The 14,558-nt window shown below is 57.7% G+C and carries 15 protein-coding genes; 6 read left to right on the forward strand and 9 right to left on the reverse strand.

Features of this window, described 5'->3' with window-relative positions:
• Positions 1–357: 357 nt before the first annotated feature.
• The 3 genes from SMC7_RS04400 to SMC7_RS04415 all read right to left on the reverse strand — a co-directional run bounded on the left by SMC7_RS04400 (position 358) and on the right by SMC7_RS04415 (position 3,694).
• Positions 358–1,536, reverse strand: coding sequence for a hypothetical protein (locus tag SMC7_RS04400; protein ID WP_119089136.1), 1,179 nt, complete (start codon positions 1,534–1,536; stop codon positions 358–360).
• 453 nt (positions 1,537–1,989) lie between these two features.
• The gene (locus SMC7_RS04410; RefSeq protein ID WP_126850724.1) at positions 1,990–2,406 is read right to left on the reverse strand and encodes a hypothetical protein; all 417 of its coding nucleotides are present in this window, start codon (positions 2,404–2,406) and stop codon (positions 1,990–1,992) included.
• A gap of 556 nt (positions 2,407–2,962) precedes the next feature.
• Positions 2,963–3,694: a zinc ribbon domain-containing protein gene (locus SMC7_RS04415; RefSeq protein ID WP_119089139.1), complete on the reverse strand. Its 732-nt coding sequence runs from the start codon at positions 3,692–3,694 to the stop codon at positions 2,963–2,965.
• Between the two features lie 247 nt (positions 3,695–3,941).
• Between SMC7_RS04415 and lysA the strand changes: the two genes are divergently transcribed.
• Entirely contained in the window at positions 3,942–5,129 is a 1,188-nt protein-coding gene (lysA, locus tag SMC7_RS04420; RefSeq protein WP_207798712.1) for a diaminopimelate decarboxylase, read from the forward strand.
• Positions 5,130–5,136: 7 nt separating this feature from the next.
• Positions 5,137–5,415, forward strand: coding sequence for a flavodoxin domain-containing protein (locus SMC7_RS04425; RefSeq protein WP_119089141.1), 279 nt, complete (start codon positions 5,137–5,139; stop codon positions 5,413–5,415).
• A 313-nt stretch (positions 5,416–5,728) separates the two neighbouring features.
• Here SMC7_RS04425 and SMC7_RS04430 read toward each other — a convergent pair whose 3' ends face one another.
• The 4 genes from SMC7_RS04430 to SMC7_RS04445 all read right to left on the reverse strand — a co-directional run bounded on the left by SMC7_RS04430 (position 5,729) and on the right by SMC7_RS04445 (position 9,097).
• Positions 5,729–6,733, reverse strand: a complete 1,005-nt coding sequence (locus SMC7_RS04430; protein WP_165845136.1) for a 3D domain-containing protein — start codon at positions 6,731–6,733, stop codon at positions 5,729–5,731.
• Positions 6,734–6,867: 134 nt separating this feature from the next.
• Positions 6,868–7,596, reverse strand: coding sequence for a Bax inhibitor-1/YccA family protein (locus SMC7_RS04435; RefSeq protein ID WP_119089143.1), 729 nt, complete (start codon positions 7,594–7,596; stop codon positions 6,868–6,870).
• A 303-nt stretch (positions 7,597–7,899) separates the two neighbouring features.
• Entirely contained in the window at positions 7,900–8,802 is a 903-nt protein-coding gene (locus SMC7_RS04440; protein WP_119089144.1) for a cation diffusion facilitator family transporter, read from the reverse strand.
• Entirely contained in the window at positions 8,795–9,097 is a 303-nt protein-coding gene (locus SMC7_RS04445; protein ID WP_165845137.1) for an ArsR/SmtB family transcription factor, read from the reverse strand. The genes SMC7_RS04440 and SMC7_RS04445 overlap by 8 nt, the downstream gene beginning before the upstream one ends.
• Before the next feature lie 343 nt (positions 9,098–9,440).
• On the opposite strand from SMC7_RS04445, the gene SMC7_RS04450 reads away from it, so the two are divergent.
• Genes SMC7_RS04450 through SMC7_RS04460 form a run of 3 tightly spaced genes read left to right on the forward strand, consistent with a single transcriptional unit; the run spans position 9,441 to position 11,968 of the window.
• Positions 9,441–10,322 carry an ABC transporter ATP-binding protein gene (locus SMC7_RS04450; RefSeq protein ID WP_119089146.1) on the forward strand — a complete coding sequence of 294 codons (882 nt, stop codon included), beginning with the start codon at positions 9,441–9,443 and terminating at the stop codon, positions 10,320–10,322.
• Positions 10,323–10,327: 5 nt separating this feature from the next.
• On the forward strand, positions 10,328–11,128 hold the full coding sequence (locus SMC7_RS04455) for an ABC transporter permease subunit (RefSeq protein ID WP_119089147.1): 801 nt from the start codon (positions 10,328–10,330) through the stop codon (positions 11,126–11,128).
• Between the two features lie 33 nt (positions 11,129–11,161).
• Positions 11,162–11,968, forward strand: a complete 807-nt coding sequence (locus tag SMC7_RS04460; protein WP_119089148.1) for an ABC transporter permease subunit — start codon at positions 11,162–11,164, stop codon at positions 11,966–11,968.
• Positions 11,969–12,115: 147 nt separating this feature from the next.
• On the opposite strand, the gene SMC7_RS04465 is transcribed toward SMC7_RS04460, so the two are convergent.
• Together SMC7_RS04465 and SMC7_RS04470 are read right to left on the reverse strand one after the other, a co-directional pair.
• Positions 12,116–12,874, reverse strand: a complete 759-nt coding sequence (locus SMC7_RS04465; protein ID WP_119089149.1) for a hypothetical protein — start codon at positions 12,872–12,874, stop codon at positions 12,116–12,118.
• A gap of 193 nt (positions 12,875–13,067) precedes the next feature.
• Entirely contained in the window at positions 13,068–14,141 is a 1,074-nt protein-coding gene (locus SMC7_RS04470; protein ID WP_119089150.1) for a lipocalin-like domain-containing protein, read from the reverse strand.
• Positions 14,142–14,391: 250 nt separating this feature from the next.
• Here SMC7_RS04470 and SMC7_RS07620 point away from each other — a divergent pair.
• Positions 14,392–14,558 (forward strand): ATP-dependent DNA helicase RecQ (locus SMC7_RS07620; RefSeq protein WP_165845138.1); only part of this gene is annotated, 167 nt, incomplete at its 3' end.

Genomic DNA, 14,558 nt, shown 5'->3' on the forward strand with positions numbered 1-14,558 from the left:
AATCTCGACGTCGAACGACTTACCACCGACGTTCATGTTGAACTTGTTTGACACGTGAACCCCCTCTGCAGCGATTTCTCCACCTCGAACCCGGCAGGACCCCTCTGCCTCCTGTGCTTCGTCATTATACCCCATTTGTGTCCCGATGTGGCACAACCCCCGTTGTCACATCCCGGTCGGCTGATGACAGCTCGCTGATTCGTCATGCCCGGGCAGACGGCCATCAGTCCTTTCTCAGGGACATGGGTTCCCGCCTTCACGGGAACGACGGAAAGGAACGCGAGGGATTTCCCCATCTATGTATGTTCGACCCCCGCCGAAGCGGGGGTCGATTTACGTCCTGAGAGGAAGAGCGTGCTACGTGTTGGACGGTGTAGTGGAGCCCGAGGCAGATCCTGGACCCTTCATGCCGCCACCGACCCCACGACCGATACCCTGCCCGTCAGCTCGGCCGCCGCGCATACCGCAACCTCCGAATCCTTTGCCACCAAGAGTCACGGTCTTGCCATCGGCACCTGTGAACGAAGTAGCCATAATGGTGGTCGCGTCAGTCGACGTCTTGAAACCTTCGATCTTGACCACATCACCGACCTTCACGGTGATGGTGCTTGCATCATGTCCGAGGACCACTGTCACGATGGTACCGTCGGCCTGTTTGACCTTGATCGTCGTCATTGCCGTTGGAGCTGATTTCGTCGTGTCGCCAGTCGAAGGGGTCGTCGTGGTCGCCTGCGTGACTTCAGTCACCATACCCGAAACGCTCACGTTCTCACCCCGTATGCCCCGGCCACCACCCATGCCATCCAGGCCACGAAGGGTAACTGCTTTGCCGTCTGCACCAGTAAACGAGGTAGCCATAATCGTATTCGCGTCCATCGGGGTCTTGAAACCTTCGATCTTGACCGCATCACCGACCTTCACGGTGATGGTGCTTACATCATATCCGATGACCGCTGTCACGATGGTACCGTCGGCCTGTTTGACCTTGATCGTCGCCATTGCCGTTGGAGCTGATTTCGTCGTGTCGCCAGTCGAGGGGGTCGTCGTCGGCACGTTGACTTCAGTGACCGTTCCCGCGACGCTCACCGTCTCGATGTCGGGTGTCCCGTCGGCCTTGCGCAGAGTGACGGTCTTGCCGTCCGCGCCGGTGAACGTCCAGATCTGCAGTTCGTTGACACTGTTTCGCGTTTCAGACGTCCCTTCGACAGTGACGGTGTCACCAACCTTCATCGTGATACCCGCGGCCTCCTCGCGGCCGAGTTCGAGCCTGTAGACCGTCCCGTCAGCACTGTCCTTGATCTTCGCATAGCCCTCAGGTCCACGGCGGAACATGCCCATGAAACCCTTGCCGGAATCAGCAGTGCTCGGGGTCGAAACCTCCGTCACCATGCCTGTCACCGAAATGACATCGACACTGGTTCCCTGTGGCGTCGTCACGGTCCGTACCTTGGTCGCTGCTGACGCTATGGCGATACCGCCTGTAAGGAGTCCGGCGATGACGACCGCCAGGACAACCTTCCCTAATGATTTCCTCATGTGGTCTCCTCTGTTACGGGGTCACCCCCGGAGTGCGGCACCCATGGATGCTGCCACCTCTAGTACGACTCCGTTCGGGATTCCGTACGCCCCATCTTGTGAAGGGGGAGACCCTGGACACGGATACCCGCGATGGTACAGCTCCTCAGGAAAACCCTAAGATCGTGAGTGTACGCGGGTGAGCCGTGCAGGTCTCCTGTATGCCATGCATCTGCCAGTGAGCCAAGATCTCGATGATGCCCATGGGGCGCGGCAGACCCCCGGACAAAGCCGACCGAGCCTCTGTAAAGCTGTTCTGCTCGATGATTCTCTTCTCGTCTTGCCCGCGAAGGCGGTCTTCTGGCGCTGCTGCCAGAAATAGATTTCCGCGCGTCCGCGAGAATGACAGCCACAAACAACCGGTCAGTTGCAGCGCAATCAGGGGAGGCTGGGAGTGGAACTGCAAACCGAGATTTATGGAGCGCCAAACTCCGCCGTGAATGTGATCGTCTCCCCGGCGCGACCCAGCTGGGAACCCACCGGTGCAACGCTGACCAGTCTGGCATCAGGAGGTCCCCCGCCGGTCACGGTCAGGGTGTACACACCTGGGCGCACGATGACTTCGTAGGGGACCATTGAGGCAGTCCACTGCTGCGCTCCATTCAATCGGAAGGCGAGGCGTCCCGACCATGCCGTCCCCTTCCGGGTCGCCTGGATATGGACAATAGTCTCGCCTGCTGGCGTCATGACGCGCTTGACTTGTCCGAAGAAAATGGGCAGAACCATCCCCAGGACAACGCAGAATGTCAGGAAGACCGGCAGGCCGCGCTTCGCCTTCGCCAGTTCCCCCGAGTCGCGCCAGCCGGACCGTGCCTGTTCCGGTTTGGCCAAGGGCGCAACCTTGTATCGGGACCTGGCATGATAGCGGGTTCCATCCGCACTCCTAGATGGGCGAGGAGCTGTCGTGTATGAACTGCGTGACTTGTAGAGTCTCATCTATTTCCCATCTTCAGTGTAGCAGGCTATGCCACGGGGGCCAACATGGGCGACCTGCATCACGCACCGTAACCGGTCCAGGCTCGACTGGCTTCACGGCATAGTCCGAGTGACTGTGCCCGTCTTCTTGCTGACCTCGTACTAGCCGAAGGTAGCGGTGTGTGACTGACCTCTCTCATCATCCACAATCTCATAGGCGTGGCGGTGTGTACAGCGGCATCCTCGGAATCGACCTCGATGACGGCCCTGTTCTGCGGACTCTGGCTCCTCACAGCCGTGACCTATACTCCAACCATGGGGTCCTCCGACACACGAGCCACAGCATCGTTCGCTGAGATAGCACCTGTGTCCTCCGACCGACGGTGGCACCCGGTCCCAGCAACGGCGATCATGATCATCAGCACCGCCAGCAACAGACTAATTTCACGTCCAGGAGTCCGCCGGAGACCAGTCACCGCCGGGACAGCGACTGAAGCGCCCTGCTGAAGGCAAGTATGCCCAGTATCATGCCGCCTATCCAGATGATGCCGCCGTTCTGCAGAGTCCAGGCCGTCGCCTCTGCAGGGACCACCGTTCTAATCCACTGTACCGCCTGGTACAGTTTGACTCCGCAGAGGGCAAAGACGCCACCGCTCAGGAGCACCCCAAGGATGACCCACCCCCACCCCCGTACTACGAGTGAAACGACCCCGCTCACCAAGCACAGGAGCGCCAGCCCCACGTTCAGCAGGTTCAGCGAGCTCCAGCCCTCCTTGCTCACAAAGAAGCCCTGCGCCACCAGCATGGCGACGCCGCCCAGGATGGCTATGATCCCGCCGCCCAGCTGCTTGGGCAACCGGGCACCACGAGTGCGTTGAATGCCAAGAGCGGCAGTCGCCTGTGGATACGGAGCAGGAGCGTTGCTGTTGGGGCTTTGGAGCACCGCGCTAGATGCACCGTAGGGCGCCGCTTGCGCGGGCTGGGAGGCGGGCATGCCTGGTGAAGGCGTCTGTGCCATGCCGTACGGCCCTGCGCTGATAGGTTGAGGGAGAGGTTCCTGGGTCGGCGATGCCGTAACCGCCTCCTGGACGTCATCCGACGGGGTCGGATGCAGGTCGATGACGTCAGCTCCACAGTTCGGGCAATGCTTCACTTCGGGCGGCAGAGGCTTGCCACATTCGGTACAGAACTTCGTAGATTCCATCGTTGGTCCTCCGGGGTAGTCTCATATTCTCCGTGCAGGTTCGACGGCCATGCGGTCATTCGTGCTGCGCTCAGTATACGGGGAGGGCGACGGGCTTCAAGGACGACTGCGACACCTGATTGGACGCTCACTTGACAGGACGAACCACAAGCGCATGATGAAAAGGCTGGTGCGGGTTCGGCCCGGACGCGCGTGCCATCGTCTCGTCCAACGACAGATGCCCGGTATTGTTTCAGAAAGGACCAGGATGAACAACGACCTCTTATACCAGGGCTCGGATCTCATGCTTGACCGTTTACCTCTCGCCAGCATCGCGAGGGAATACGGCACACCTGTCTACGTCTACGCGGCCTCCTCGATCCGCAGGCAGGCCGCCCGTCTGATGCAGAGCCTGGGCACAATCGGATCACTCCGCTACGCCGTCAAGGCCAACGCGAACCCCGTACTCCTTGCACTCGTCTTCAGTATAGGCTTCGGCGCCGACACGGTGAGCCGGGGCGAAATCCAGGCGGCCCTGGATGCCGGCTGTCCTGCAGACCGCATCGTCTTCTCTGGTGTTGGAAAGACACAGGAAGAACTGGCATTTGCGCTGGACCATAGCATCTTCATCAACGCCGAAAGCGAGGAAGAGCTGGCTGCGATTGCCCTCCTGCGAACGGACGCCCATGTCGGCATCCGCATCAACCCTGGCGTCGACGCACACACCCATCAGTACCTTACCACCGGGATGCAGGAGAACAAGTTTGGCATCCCCATCGACTTTGCCCTCGGAGCGTTCAGGGAAGCCATGGACGCAGGACTCGTTCCTGACACCATCTCTTGCCATATCGGCAGTCAGATCACGAGCCTCGAACCTTATCGCAAGTCTCTGGCACGCCTACTGGAGCTGCGTGACTCCCTGATGGGCGATGGTATCCCCGTGAGCACTCTGGACATGGGAGGAGGATTCGGCATCAGCTATGAAGAAGGCGCCGACTTCGCCGTGGAGGACTTGCAGGCTCTCCTGCGCCGTGATGTCCCCAAAGGCATGAAGCTGTGGTTCGAACCGGGCAGGTACATTGTGGGGCACGCAGGCACGCTGGTGACACGCGTCCTGTACCGCAAACGCTATGCCAGGACCTTTGTGGTCGTGGACGCCGGCATGAACGACCTCATTCGTCCCGCGCTGTACCAAGCGCATCATGCGATCCTCCCGGTGACCCGGAGGGATTCGGAATCGATCCCGTGCGACATCGTCGGCCCCGTCTGCGAGTCCGCAGACTGCTTCGCCCGGGACGTCCCCTTGCCGCTTCCTGAGCAGGGAGACCTTCTTGCCATCTGCGACACAGGCGCGTATGGATGGTCCATGAGTTCGACCTACAACGGTCGCCCGCTATTGCCAGAAGTCCTCATCGAAGACGGAGAGTCAGTCCTCATTCGCGAACGCAGCTGCTGAGCATGCCATGATCCACACCTGTATCCTCTACGTCTCACGCTACGGTACCACCCGGGACATCGTCCAGGCACTTGCCCAAGTCCTAGGACCGACACGCGCGTCGCCGGTCGCGGGATTCGCTCCGGCAGCACGTGCCTGCGAATTCGTCGTCATCGGGACTCCCATTATTAGAGAAGTCCCTGATCCCCATGCCACGCGCTTCATGGAGGAGAACCGAGACTGGCTCGCCGAGCACAAGATCGCGCTGCGATGGAAGCCTTTGCCTACGCTACCGGCTCATTGTTGAACGACGCCGATACGCTGGACTGGGCTGCCTGCACTTCCTCAGCGAGGGTGGCGTCAAGTTCGCCGATCTGCTCTCTCGAACCCGCACGTGTCGGTCTACGACTTTACGCGCTCCACCTGACCGGCTATGCGGGCCTGTTAGTCCCAAGATCGGACCACTGAGACTGAACACACGGGACGAACCCGCAAACAAGGTCGCACTGGGCGGTGACGTCGTCAGGTTCAGCGTGACCTGAAGGGAGTCTTAAGCGACCCCAAACCAGTGAACCCCCAGCATCGCTGCCGGGGGTTCACTGTTACACGAGATATCTATCCTACTTTATGCCAAGCTTGCTGTAGAGCTGATTCCGCGTGATGGGAAGGACATAGACTTTGACCGATCGGCGGCCCCAGTCGCACGCGTCGCCATACGAGTTGAAGAAAAGGTCGATGCAGTTTCCGTTGATGCTGGAACCCGTATCCGCTGCGACCGCATAGCCGTATCCTTCGACATACAGCACGGTCCCCATAGGGATGAGGCGCCGGTCGACTGCACAGGTGCCGTAGTGAAGCCACAAGCCCGAGTAACCATAAAGGTGGTCCTTGCCGTCGAGGATCGTGGAGCGTCTGTTCGAATAGGCAGTGGCAGACATGGTGTAGGTGCGCGTGGGCTTGAGGTCCAGGCGAGCGGTACCGACGTCATAGACCTCAGGGATGACAGGCTTGATGGTCTGCGTCTTGACGACAGCTGAACCGACTGCCTGCTGGGCGACCTTGGTCACCTTGATGGTCTTCTTGAGGAGGCCGTTCTGCCCCATGACGCTGATGTAACTGCGTCCGACTTCCATGTACGGGTTTTTCCTGTAGACACGCTGATATGCGATGGCTTCGGTCTTCGTGGTGTAGGCGTAGGTCGTGCGCTTGACAACGACGTCCTCGTTGTACGGCACGGGATCGGTTGGATCCGGGCTGACCTTGTCTTCCGCGTTCAGCTTGATACCATTGTCCGCCAGAAGATCTCCGACCGTCCCAACGGTCGAGTAGATGGTTTCGCTTGTCTGATCAATGGTGAGTGTGACCGGCTTGGCACGCACGATAGCGATTTCCCCATGAGGGATGACCGCGGCGACATCTGGTGTTATCACGTCTTCCGGGCGCAGGGGACGAGTGTTCACCTTCGCCAGGACCGTGCTTACGGACATGCTGTGGAACGCGACGATCCGCGTCTTGTTGCCCGCATCGTTGACAACATATATGTGAACGCCTGCACTCCAGAGGAAGAGCCCACCGAGAAGGACGCCCAGAACAGCGAAAAGGACGGCCTTTCTTCTGTGGAACACCCTCACCAGTCGTGTTGTGCCCATAATGATTAAACTATATCACCGGCTAAAAGGCTGTAAAGGTTCCGTTGAAGAACGAATGGCTTGGCCGCTCATCAGGAGAGGTCCAGCCGCATCCACAACATACCGGTAACTCAGTCGCGCCTTCGACCACCAAAAAACCTGAGAACGAACAGGAATAAGTTCACAAGGTCCAGATACAGGCTCAGAGCGCCGATGACTGCTGCCTTCTCGGCCTGCGGGTTTCCTCCGGCCATCGTGATGGGGTTATCGCCCGTAGGGTCCAGGCTAAGTGCCATCCTGCGCAATTTCTGAGTATCCCAGGCGGTCAGCCCCAGGAAGACGACGATGCCGATGATACTGATCAGGAAGTCAAGACCGGAGCTCTTCGTGAAGATATTGATGATGGACATGGCGATGATGCCGAACAGTCCGAACAGGGCAATGTTGCCAATCTTCGACAGGTCCATGTGCGTGGCCGACCCAATCAGCGACATGGCCAGAAACATGCCTGCCGAGGCGACAAACGCCATCGTGATATCTCCCGTCGCATACACCATAAAAATGGACGACAGCACGAGCCCATTCACTGCCGCATATGTGAGGAACAGGATCCCCGCCGTCTGCGGAGACATCCTGGCGATGGCGCGCGTGAGCCCAATAACCAGACCGAACTCGGCAACAATGAGGAGTATGAACACAAGCGAGTTGCCTAGGATAGCCTGCTGAATCGCCTGGTTGCTTCCGACGAACCAGGCAATAGCTGCGGTCAGAGCGAGTCCTCCGGCCATCCAGCCATAGACCCGGTTGAAGAATGCCCGGACACTGTCCTCCGGACGTATGACGGTTCCCTGATACTCCATGGAATCATCTCCTTTCTGATGCGCCAAGTGCCAACGTACGGCTTCCAAGTGCGCAGCAATCATAGTCGACCACGCTGCCTTGTCAAGCAAGGACCGACACGGCGGGCATTCGCTGCCCTCTGTTTATCAATACAGCGGTTGCTGGCCTTTTGTGTAGATGGATTGTGAAGCCATCGCGTTCATCGTCGGGTCATAGCTGATTGCACCCCCACTTCCTCGGCGACAAACCGGGCGGGCAGTATCGCCCTCTTTTGGAGGATGACCGGCACCACGCGGACGTCAGCCGGGCCGAACCGTCCTCTGCTAGTCTCTGCCATTTACGATGAGCCCGGCACCCTGGCAGCACTCGAACTCAAACTGCAGGGTTGCGTGGGTGATGCCATATTTGGTGTGCAGCAAGTCCTGGATCTGCTCTCGGATCGGGCCGGTATCATTGACCGAGATGTCATCCACGTTGATGTGCCCCTCGAACATCGTTTCGGTATCGCTGACCTGCCAGACATGGACATGATGCAGATCCTTGACATGGGACAACGCGCAGATGTCGGCTTCCAGCCGCGCCAGCTCCAGTCCGATCGGCGCACGCTCCATAAGGATGCCCCCCGCCTCACGGACGACCGAGAAGGCCTCCTTCAGGACCCACACAGCCACGAGCACCGTAACCAGCGGGTCTACCCACGTCACGTGCCACAGCGTCACCACGACACCACCCACGACGACGCCGACTGACGAGAGCGTGTCGGACAGCAGGTGCAGGTAGGCGCCGCGGACATTGAGGCTTTCGCCCGCAGAGCGGTGGAGCAGGAGAACGGAGACAAGGTTGGCCACCAGCCCGACCAGTGCAACGACCAGCATGATGCCGCCTCTGATCGGCACCGGATGCAGGAACCGTTCATACGCCTCACGGAACAGGATGAACGAAATGACCGCCATCGCTCCGGCGTTGATGCCCGCCGACAGGATCTCGGCGCGGCGATAGCCGAATGTGTACTGCTCGTCGTGAGCGCGCCGTCCCAGCCGCAGAGTCCATAATGCCAGGACGCCGGCCAGGGTGTCCGTGGCGTTGTGGAAAGCGTCGGCAAGCAGCGCCAGCGAGCCGGAAACGATACCACCGACGATCTCCGAGATGGTAATGACAACGTTCATGAGGATGGAGATGAACAGGTTGCGTCCTGTGGGCAGTTCGTGGTCGTAGTGATCACTCATGGTGCACTTCCTTTTCGGCAAGGTGGTCCAGCGCGAACCCGACGATGATGTCGATGTGCTTGTCTGCAAGGGCGTAGAACGTGCGGCGCCCGTCCTTGCGGGAGCGGACGACGTCACTGTGGTGCAGGGCTGCCAGCTGGTGCGAGACCAGTGTCTGACTCAAGCCCGTTTGGCCGCAGATGCCGGCGACGTTGTCCTCTCCGTCGCGGAGGGCAAGCAGGATGGCCAGCCGTGACTCGTTCGCCAGCAGCTTGTAGAACGATGTCAGTTCGTCGAGCTTCGTATTTGGTTTCATGATGGTCACATCATATGACAATACCATCATGTGTCAAGGGACCACGAAGGTCCGACATTTACCACGGAACCTTTCCATGACGCGTGAAGAACGCATGTCCTTGCCTGCCCTTGCTCGGCCCTTGAGCCTACAGTTGTGCCTGCCTTTGGGACGCGTGACTCCCGTGGGCTGGAGCTCTTCAGGGACCCTGCAGCGAGTCTTCTCCGACGACCTGGTGCTCTCACCGAATTACGTTTTCGGGGTACAATGTGTGCCTTGTTGTCTGTCATGCAACTGAGGGATCCAACGAGAGTCACTCGCCTGGGGAACGCTGCGTTTCATGGATGATACAGGGGGAACACTGATGAGCGTCATTGAAATCAAGAATCTCACGAAGAATTATGGCAAGGCAAGAGGCATCATCGACGTGAGTCTGACCGTCGAACAGGGGGAGATCTTCGGCTTCATAGGACCGAACGGGGCCGGCAAGTCGACAACCATCCGGACCCTCCTCGGACTCATCTACCCCACAAGCGGCAGTGCCAGGATCTTTGGCAAGTGCTGCACGACAAACCCCGAGGTGCGCGAGGACGTGGGTTACCTGCCCAGCGAAGTGTTCTACTACGACGGCATGAGGGTCATCGATCTGCTCAGGTATTCGGCCAGTTTCTACAAGAAGGACTGCACGAAGCGAATCAACGAGCTGGCAGAGATCATGGACCTCGACCTGAAGAAGAGGATCGACGATCTTTCGTTCGGCAACAAGAAGAAGGTCGGCATTGTCCAGGGTCTCATCCACGAACCCAGGCTCATCATCCTCGATGAGCCTACAGCCGGCCTCGATCCACTCATGCAACAGAGATTCTTTGAACTCATAGCTTCGGAGAACAAGAAGGGCGCTACGGTGTTCTTATCTTCCCATATCCTCAGAGAGGTTCAGAAGATGTGCGAACGCGTGGCTCTCATCAAGGATGGAAGGATCATCAAGCTCGAGAAGATGAGCGAGTTGCAGGGAAACAACTTCAAGCGGATCAAGGTTGAAGGTCAGTCAGATCTGGACAAGACCATCTTCGACATGCCCGGCGTCAGCAAACTCGAGAACGGCGGCAAGACAGCGAGTTTTCTGTACAGGGGCGACATCAACAACATCATCAGGAAGCTTGCTCAGACTGAGCTGTCGAACCTGTCTATCGATGAACCGGACCTCGAAGAGATATTCATGCACTATTACTCAAAGGACGGTTGAACTGCATGAATATGTACCTTCACGAACTCAAGTCCATGCGCAAGTCGACGATCATGTGGACGTGCTCCATGATCGCGATCGCTCTTGTGTACTTGTCACTGTATCCCGCCATATTTAGTGATGGAGCACACTTCAAAGACATGCTGGCGGGCTATCCGGCTTCCATCAGAGCTGTGCTGGGCGTGACGCTCGACAGCGTCACTACGCTTCTGGGCTTCTACTCGATGATCATTGCGTTCGTCGTCCTCTGTGGAGGCATTCAGGCTATGAATCTCGGCATGTCCATGCTCTCCAAGGAGACACGGGAGCGGACCGCCGACTTCCTCCTCGTCAAGCCCGTCTCACGTGCCGCTGTCGTCACCGCGAAAATTCTGGCCGGGCTCACCGTGTTCCTGATCACTGATGTGGTCTACTATGCCGGCGCTTCTGTCATTGCCTCCATCGTCAAACAGTCCAGTTACAGCGGAGGCCTGTTCTTCATGATCAACCTCACGCTCTTCTTCGTCCAGCTCATCTTCTTCGCTATCGGAGCAGTCGTCTCGGTGTTCTTTGACAGACTCAGATCGGTGCTTCCGGTCTCGCTCGGCACCGTCTTTGGATGCTACATCATCGGGGCGCTCGTCGCCGCCGGCAAGGATGACTGGGCCCGGTTCATATCTCCCTTCAGGTATTTCGACTATTCCTACATCATCCAGAACTCGAGGTACGAGACACCCTATCTCGCTACGGGCGCTGTCATCGTCATCGTGTCAGTTGTCACCTGTTACTTCGTGTACGCCAGGAAGGATATCCATGCCGTCAGCTGAGACGTTCTGTGCGCTGATTAGGGGGGTCCGATCATGAACATGGTCCTGAGAGAGTTGAAAGCCAGCAGCAGAGCACTGATCATCTGGAGCGTCAGTATGTTCCTCTGCGTCCTGACCGGCACGATCAAGTTCACGGCCTACACGACGGCAACCAGCACAGGGCCCTCTATCAATGAACTCTTGAAGACGATGCCAACCTCCATCAAGGCCCTGTTTGGATTCGCCTCGTTCGACATGGCGACGATGGCGGGATACCTGGCGCTGCTCTTCATCTATGTGGAGCTCGTCGCCGCAATTCATGCCGCCTTGCTGGGCGCCGGCATCATCGCCAAGGAGGAGAGCGACAAGACAACCGAGTATCTGATGACAAAGCCTGTCTCGAGAGCTGCCATCGTCACATCCAAGCTCGTTGCAGCGCTTCTCAACGTTGTCGTTATCAATGTCGTCACTCTTGTATCGTTTCTCGTCGTGATCCCTCTCTACAGCAAGGGCAACGACATCTCCGGGGAAGTACTTATGTTGACTCTGAGCATGTTCGTCGTCCAGCTCATCTTCCTGTCGCTTGGTGCGGTGCTAGCCGCCTGGATGAGGCATCCACGAACTTCCGGTTCTGTTGCCACAGGAGTATTGTTCACAGCGTATTTCGTGGCGAGAATAACAGATATGTCGGACAAGCTGAGATTCCTCAACGTGATCTCGCCATTCAAGTACTTCGATCTGGGCAGAATGGTGGCGGGCAACGGTCTCAACACAGGTATCGTTCTTCTCTCGCTTGCGCTCGTTGCGGCCTTCACCGCCTTGACATATGTCTTCTATCAGAAGAGAGACCTGAACATCTGAGTTGTTCCACCAGACCTTCCAGACTTGGCTCGTGGCCCCACTACGCGCCCATTGAGATTGCTACGGAATATTGAGGGGCAGATCTCGCTTCACTCAGCAGACACGCCACTGGGGTCAATCGTCACCGGCTGACCTCTCTCTCCTCTACTATTGATCGCTGAGGACTGTCCTGGCGGTCGTGATGACTTTGGGAATATTGCCAGAGAAATTCATCTTCCCATTGGAGAAACTGAGAGACTTTACGTCCAGACTCCCATAGCCACCGCTCGTCAATCGCTCATCAACAAGACCTTCAAACACAATCTTGGCTTGGCTATAGAGCGCCTTCGCCACAGGAATCTTCCCAATATACAGCTCCGACAGGTCAATGTCGAGTTTGTTGTTCTCAATGGTCAAATTACCCTTGACGTAAGCAGGAAAGGAGGTTTTCGGCACTTTGTACTTATCCATCACCTTGGAAATGACCTCGATCTCTTGTGGAGACATCCCGGTCGCCTCGGCGTAGCCTTTGAGCCTATCAACTCTGACTACCCCTGAGGCCTCGACCGTGCCATCCTGCCCGATCTTTACCTGAACATCGGTAAAGGGATTGAGCGACCAGTCAGATTCCTGACTAAGACGGGCAGTTATCTCTGTGTCGGTAAAGACATTCTTAATGGCTTGGGTACCTTTGAGGACAAAGCTGCTCTTGATGTCGGGCGCTGATTCCACAACTACTCTTTGCACATGATTCTTGGAGGTCATGGACTTGAGGTCTGCGTCTGTGTAGGTTACTCCCAAGTCCCTTGGCTCATCAGCACCAAGTATTTTGGAAACCCCTGGAACAAAACCCAAGTATCCCAGACCCAGAATGACAAGGATGACAATGACTATGAGCCCTATGACAAATCTCCTAATGAAGCCCATATGGCACCTTCAGAGTCTGATCTGGTGTGAGATACAACGTAGACGGCTTGTCTGTCATCTCAATGCCTCCGTGGAACGACCGTCGCTCGTATCCGACGTTGTTGCGCGCAGTATACCCGCTTTCTTCCACCAGCATAATTCCCGATCGTGGCGGCTGACAAGCGTCTTCTGATCTGTCATTGCTTGGCACCAACTACCGTTCATACCCTGTCAGTTCCACGTAGGCGAATCCGTCCAGTACGCTCTTGTCGAGGAAACGGGTGCCGTCCAGGTCGACCGGGCCCACAATCTCGGCGTGGACGGTACACAGGCCCTCCCAGTAGTCGGGTGTGATCAGTGATGGAACGTGCTGCTCCTTGAGTGTTGGCTTCACGTATGCGGTCATGAAGGGGGAAGATGCGTCGGCGCTCTCAAAGATCCGTATCTCCCAGTCGATCGGGTATTTGACACCGTGTCGAGCGGCACTGGTATCCGACGCCCGCACTTCAAACCGGTCGACGCGCATCATTTGCCCATGACACTGCACGTTCCCGGATCCGTACGTCGTGCCCCACCGGTCGAAGTCGAACAACATGACGTACAAGTCGTCAGCGTCGAACCGAAGCGAGAACCAGTCCCACTTGAGCCCCACCACGTTGAAGTTGCCCCATTGGTGATCGTGCCACGTCAGCCCGGTGACGGGAAGAGTCTCTCCGTGGAGGACGATTGTGCCTTCGGTCCTCAGGTTGGGCATGGTGAAGTAATACGAGGCGTCGCCCGGACTGTTCTGCATCTCCTGGACACCACCTGGACCTTGTGCCATGATGCCTCGGACAGTACAAGAGAGGTTCACCTGCAGGCCCCTCAGACGCGTGTCGATGACGAGACTGTTGGTGTCCTCGTTGAACCCCACGCGGTTGCCGAACGCTGAAATCACTGTCTGGGCGTCGGAATTGAACGCGATCCGCACGGGCAAGACTATGCCGGTGAAGGAGAACTTCCGGCCCTCGACGTCAGTGATGGCTGCATGGACGATCACGCTGTCGACCAGGGTCCTCACCCTGAAGAAGGTCACCTCGAGTCCTAGAGGAGCCTTCCTCTTTGCTGTCGTCAGCACGCTGGTGAAATACCACCACTCGATGCGCGCCCCCCGATGAGGAAAGTGGTCCCTGCTGGTGAAGTCGACCGGTGGCAGCGGGCGCCGTGACGCACCCCGCACCATCAGCTCATAGAGCTCGATGGGCACCTGCGTCAACGCACCTTTCAGGATCTTCCTGCCGGTCATCATGGGTCACCTCTACCAGTCACAGTATCACTGAAACAGTCGGTTTGGCCAACTGCGATAGGAGATGGGTTCCCGCCGTGCTGGACTCGTGGCTCCGAGGATGGCTCAAACCATAGCATAAGGAGCGACACTCACTCGGCGCAAGTCCACCCTCGCCCGTTGTCTCGGTTATCGAATCTTGCTACAGTATGCAATGGGCTCTAAGAGGAGCCATCGAGACGGACTCCGAGTCCAGCGCTGAGGAGAGTGCGTGATCACGTATTTGCATGAACGTTCGCTGGAACTGCTGAGAACCGGGACCGGTATTCCGGACGCGCAGTTCCGCGAGGGACAGGAAGAGGCCATCCGCTCCATTGTCGAACAACCTGGTCGGTATCTCGTCGTACAGAAGACGGGCTGGGGCAAGAGTTTTGTCTACTT

This window comes from Candidatus Cryosericum terrychapinii, from assembly GCF_003570925.1.
In the GTDB taxonomy this organism is placed as follows: Bacteria; Caldisericota; Caldisericia; order Cryosericales; family Cryosericaceae; genus Cryosericum; species Cryosericum terrychapinii.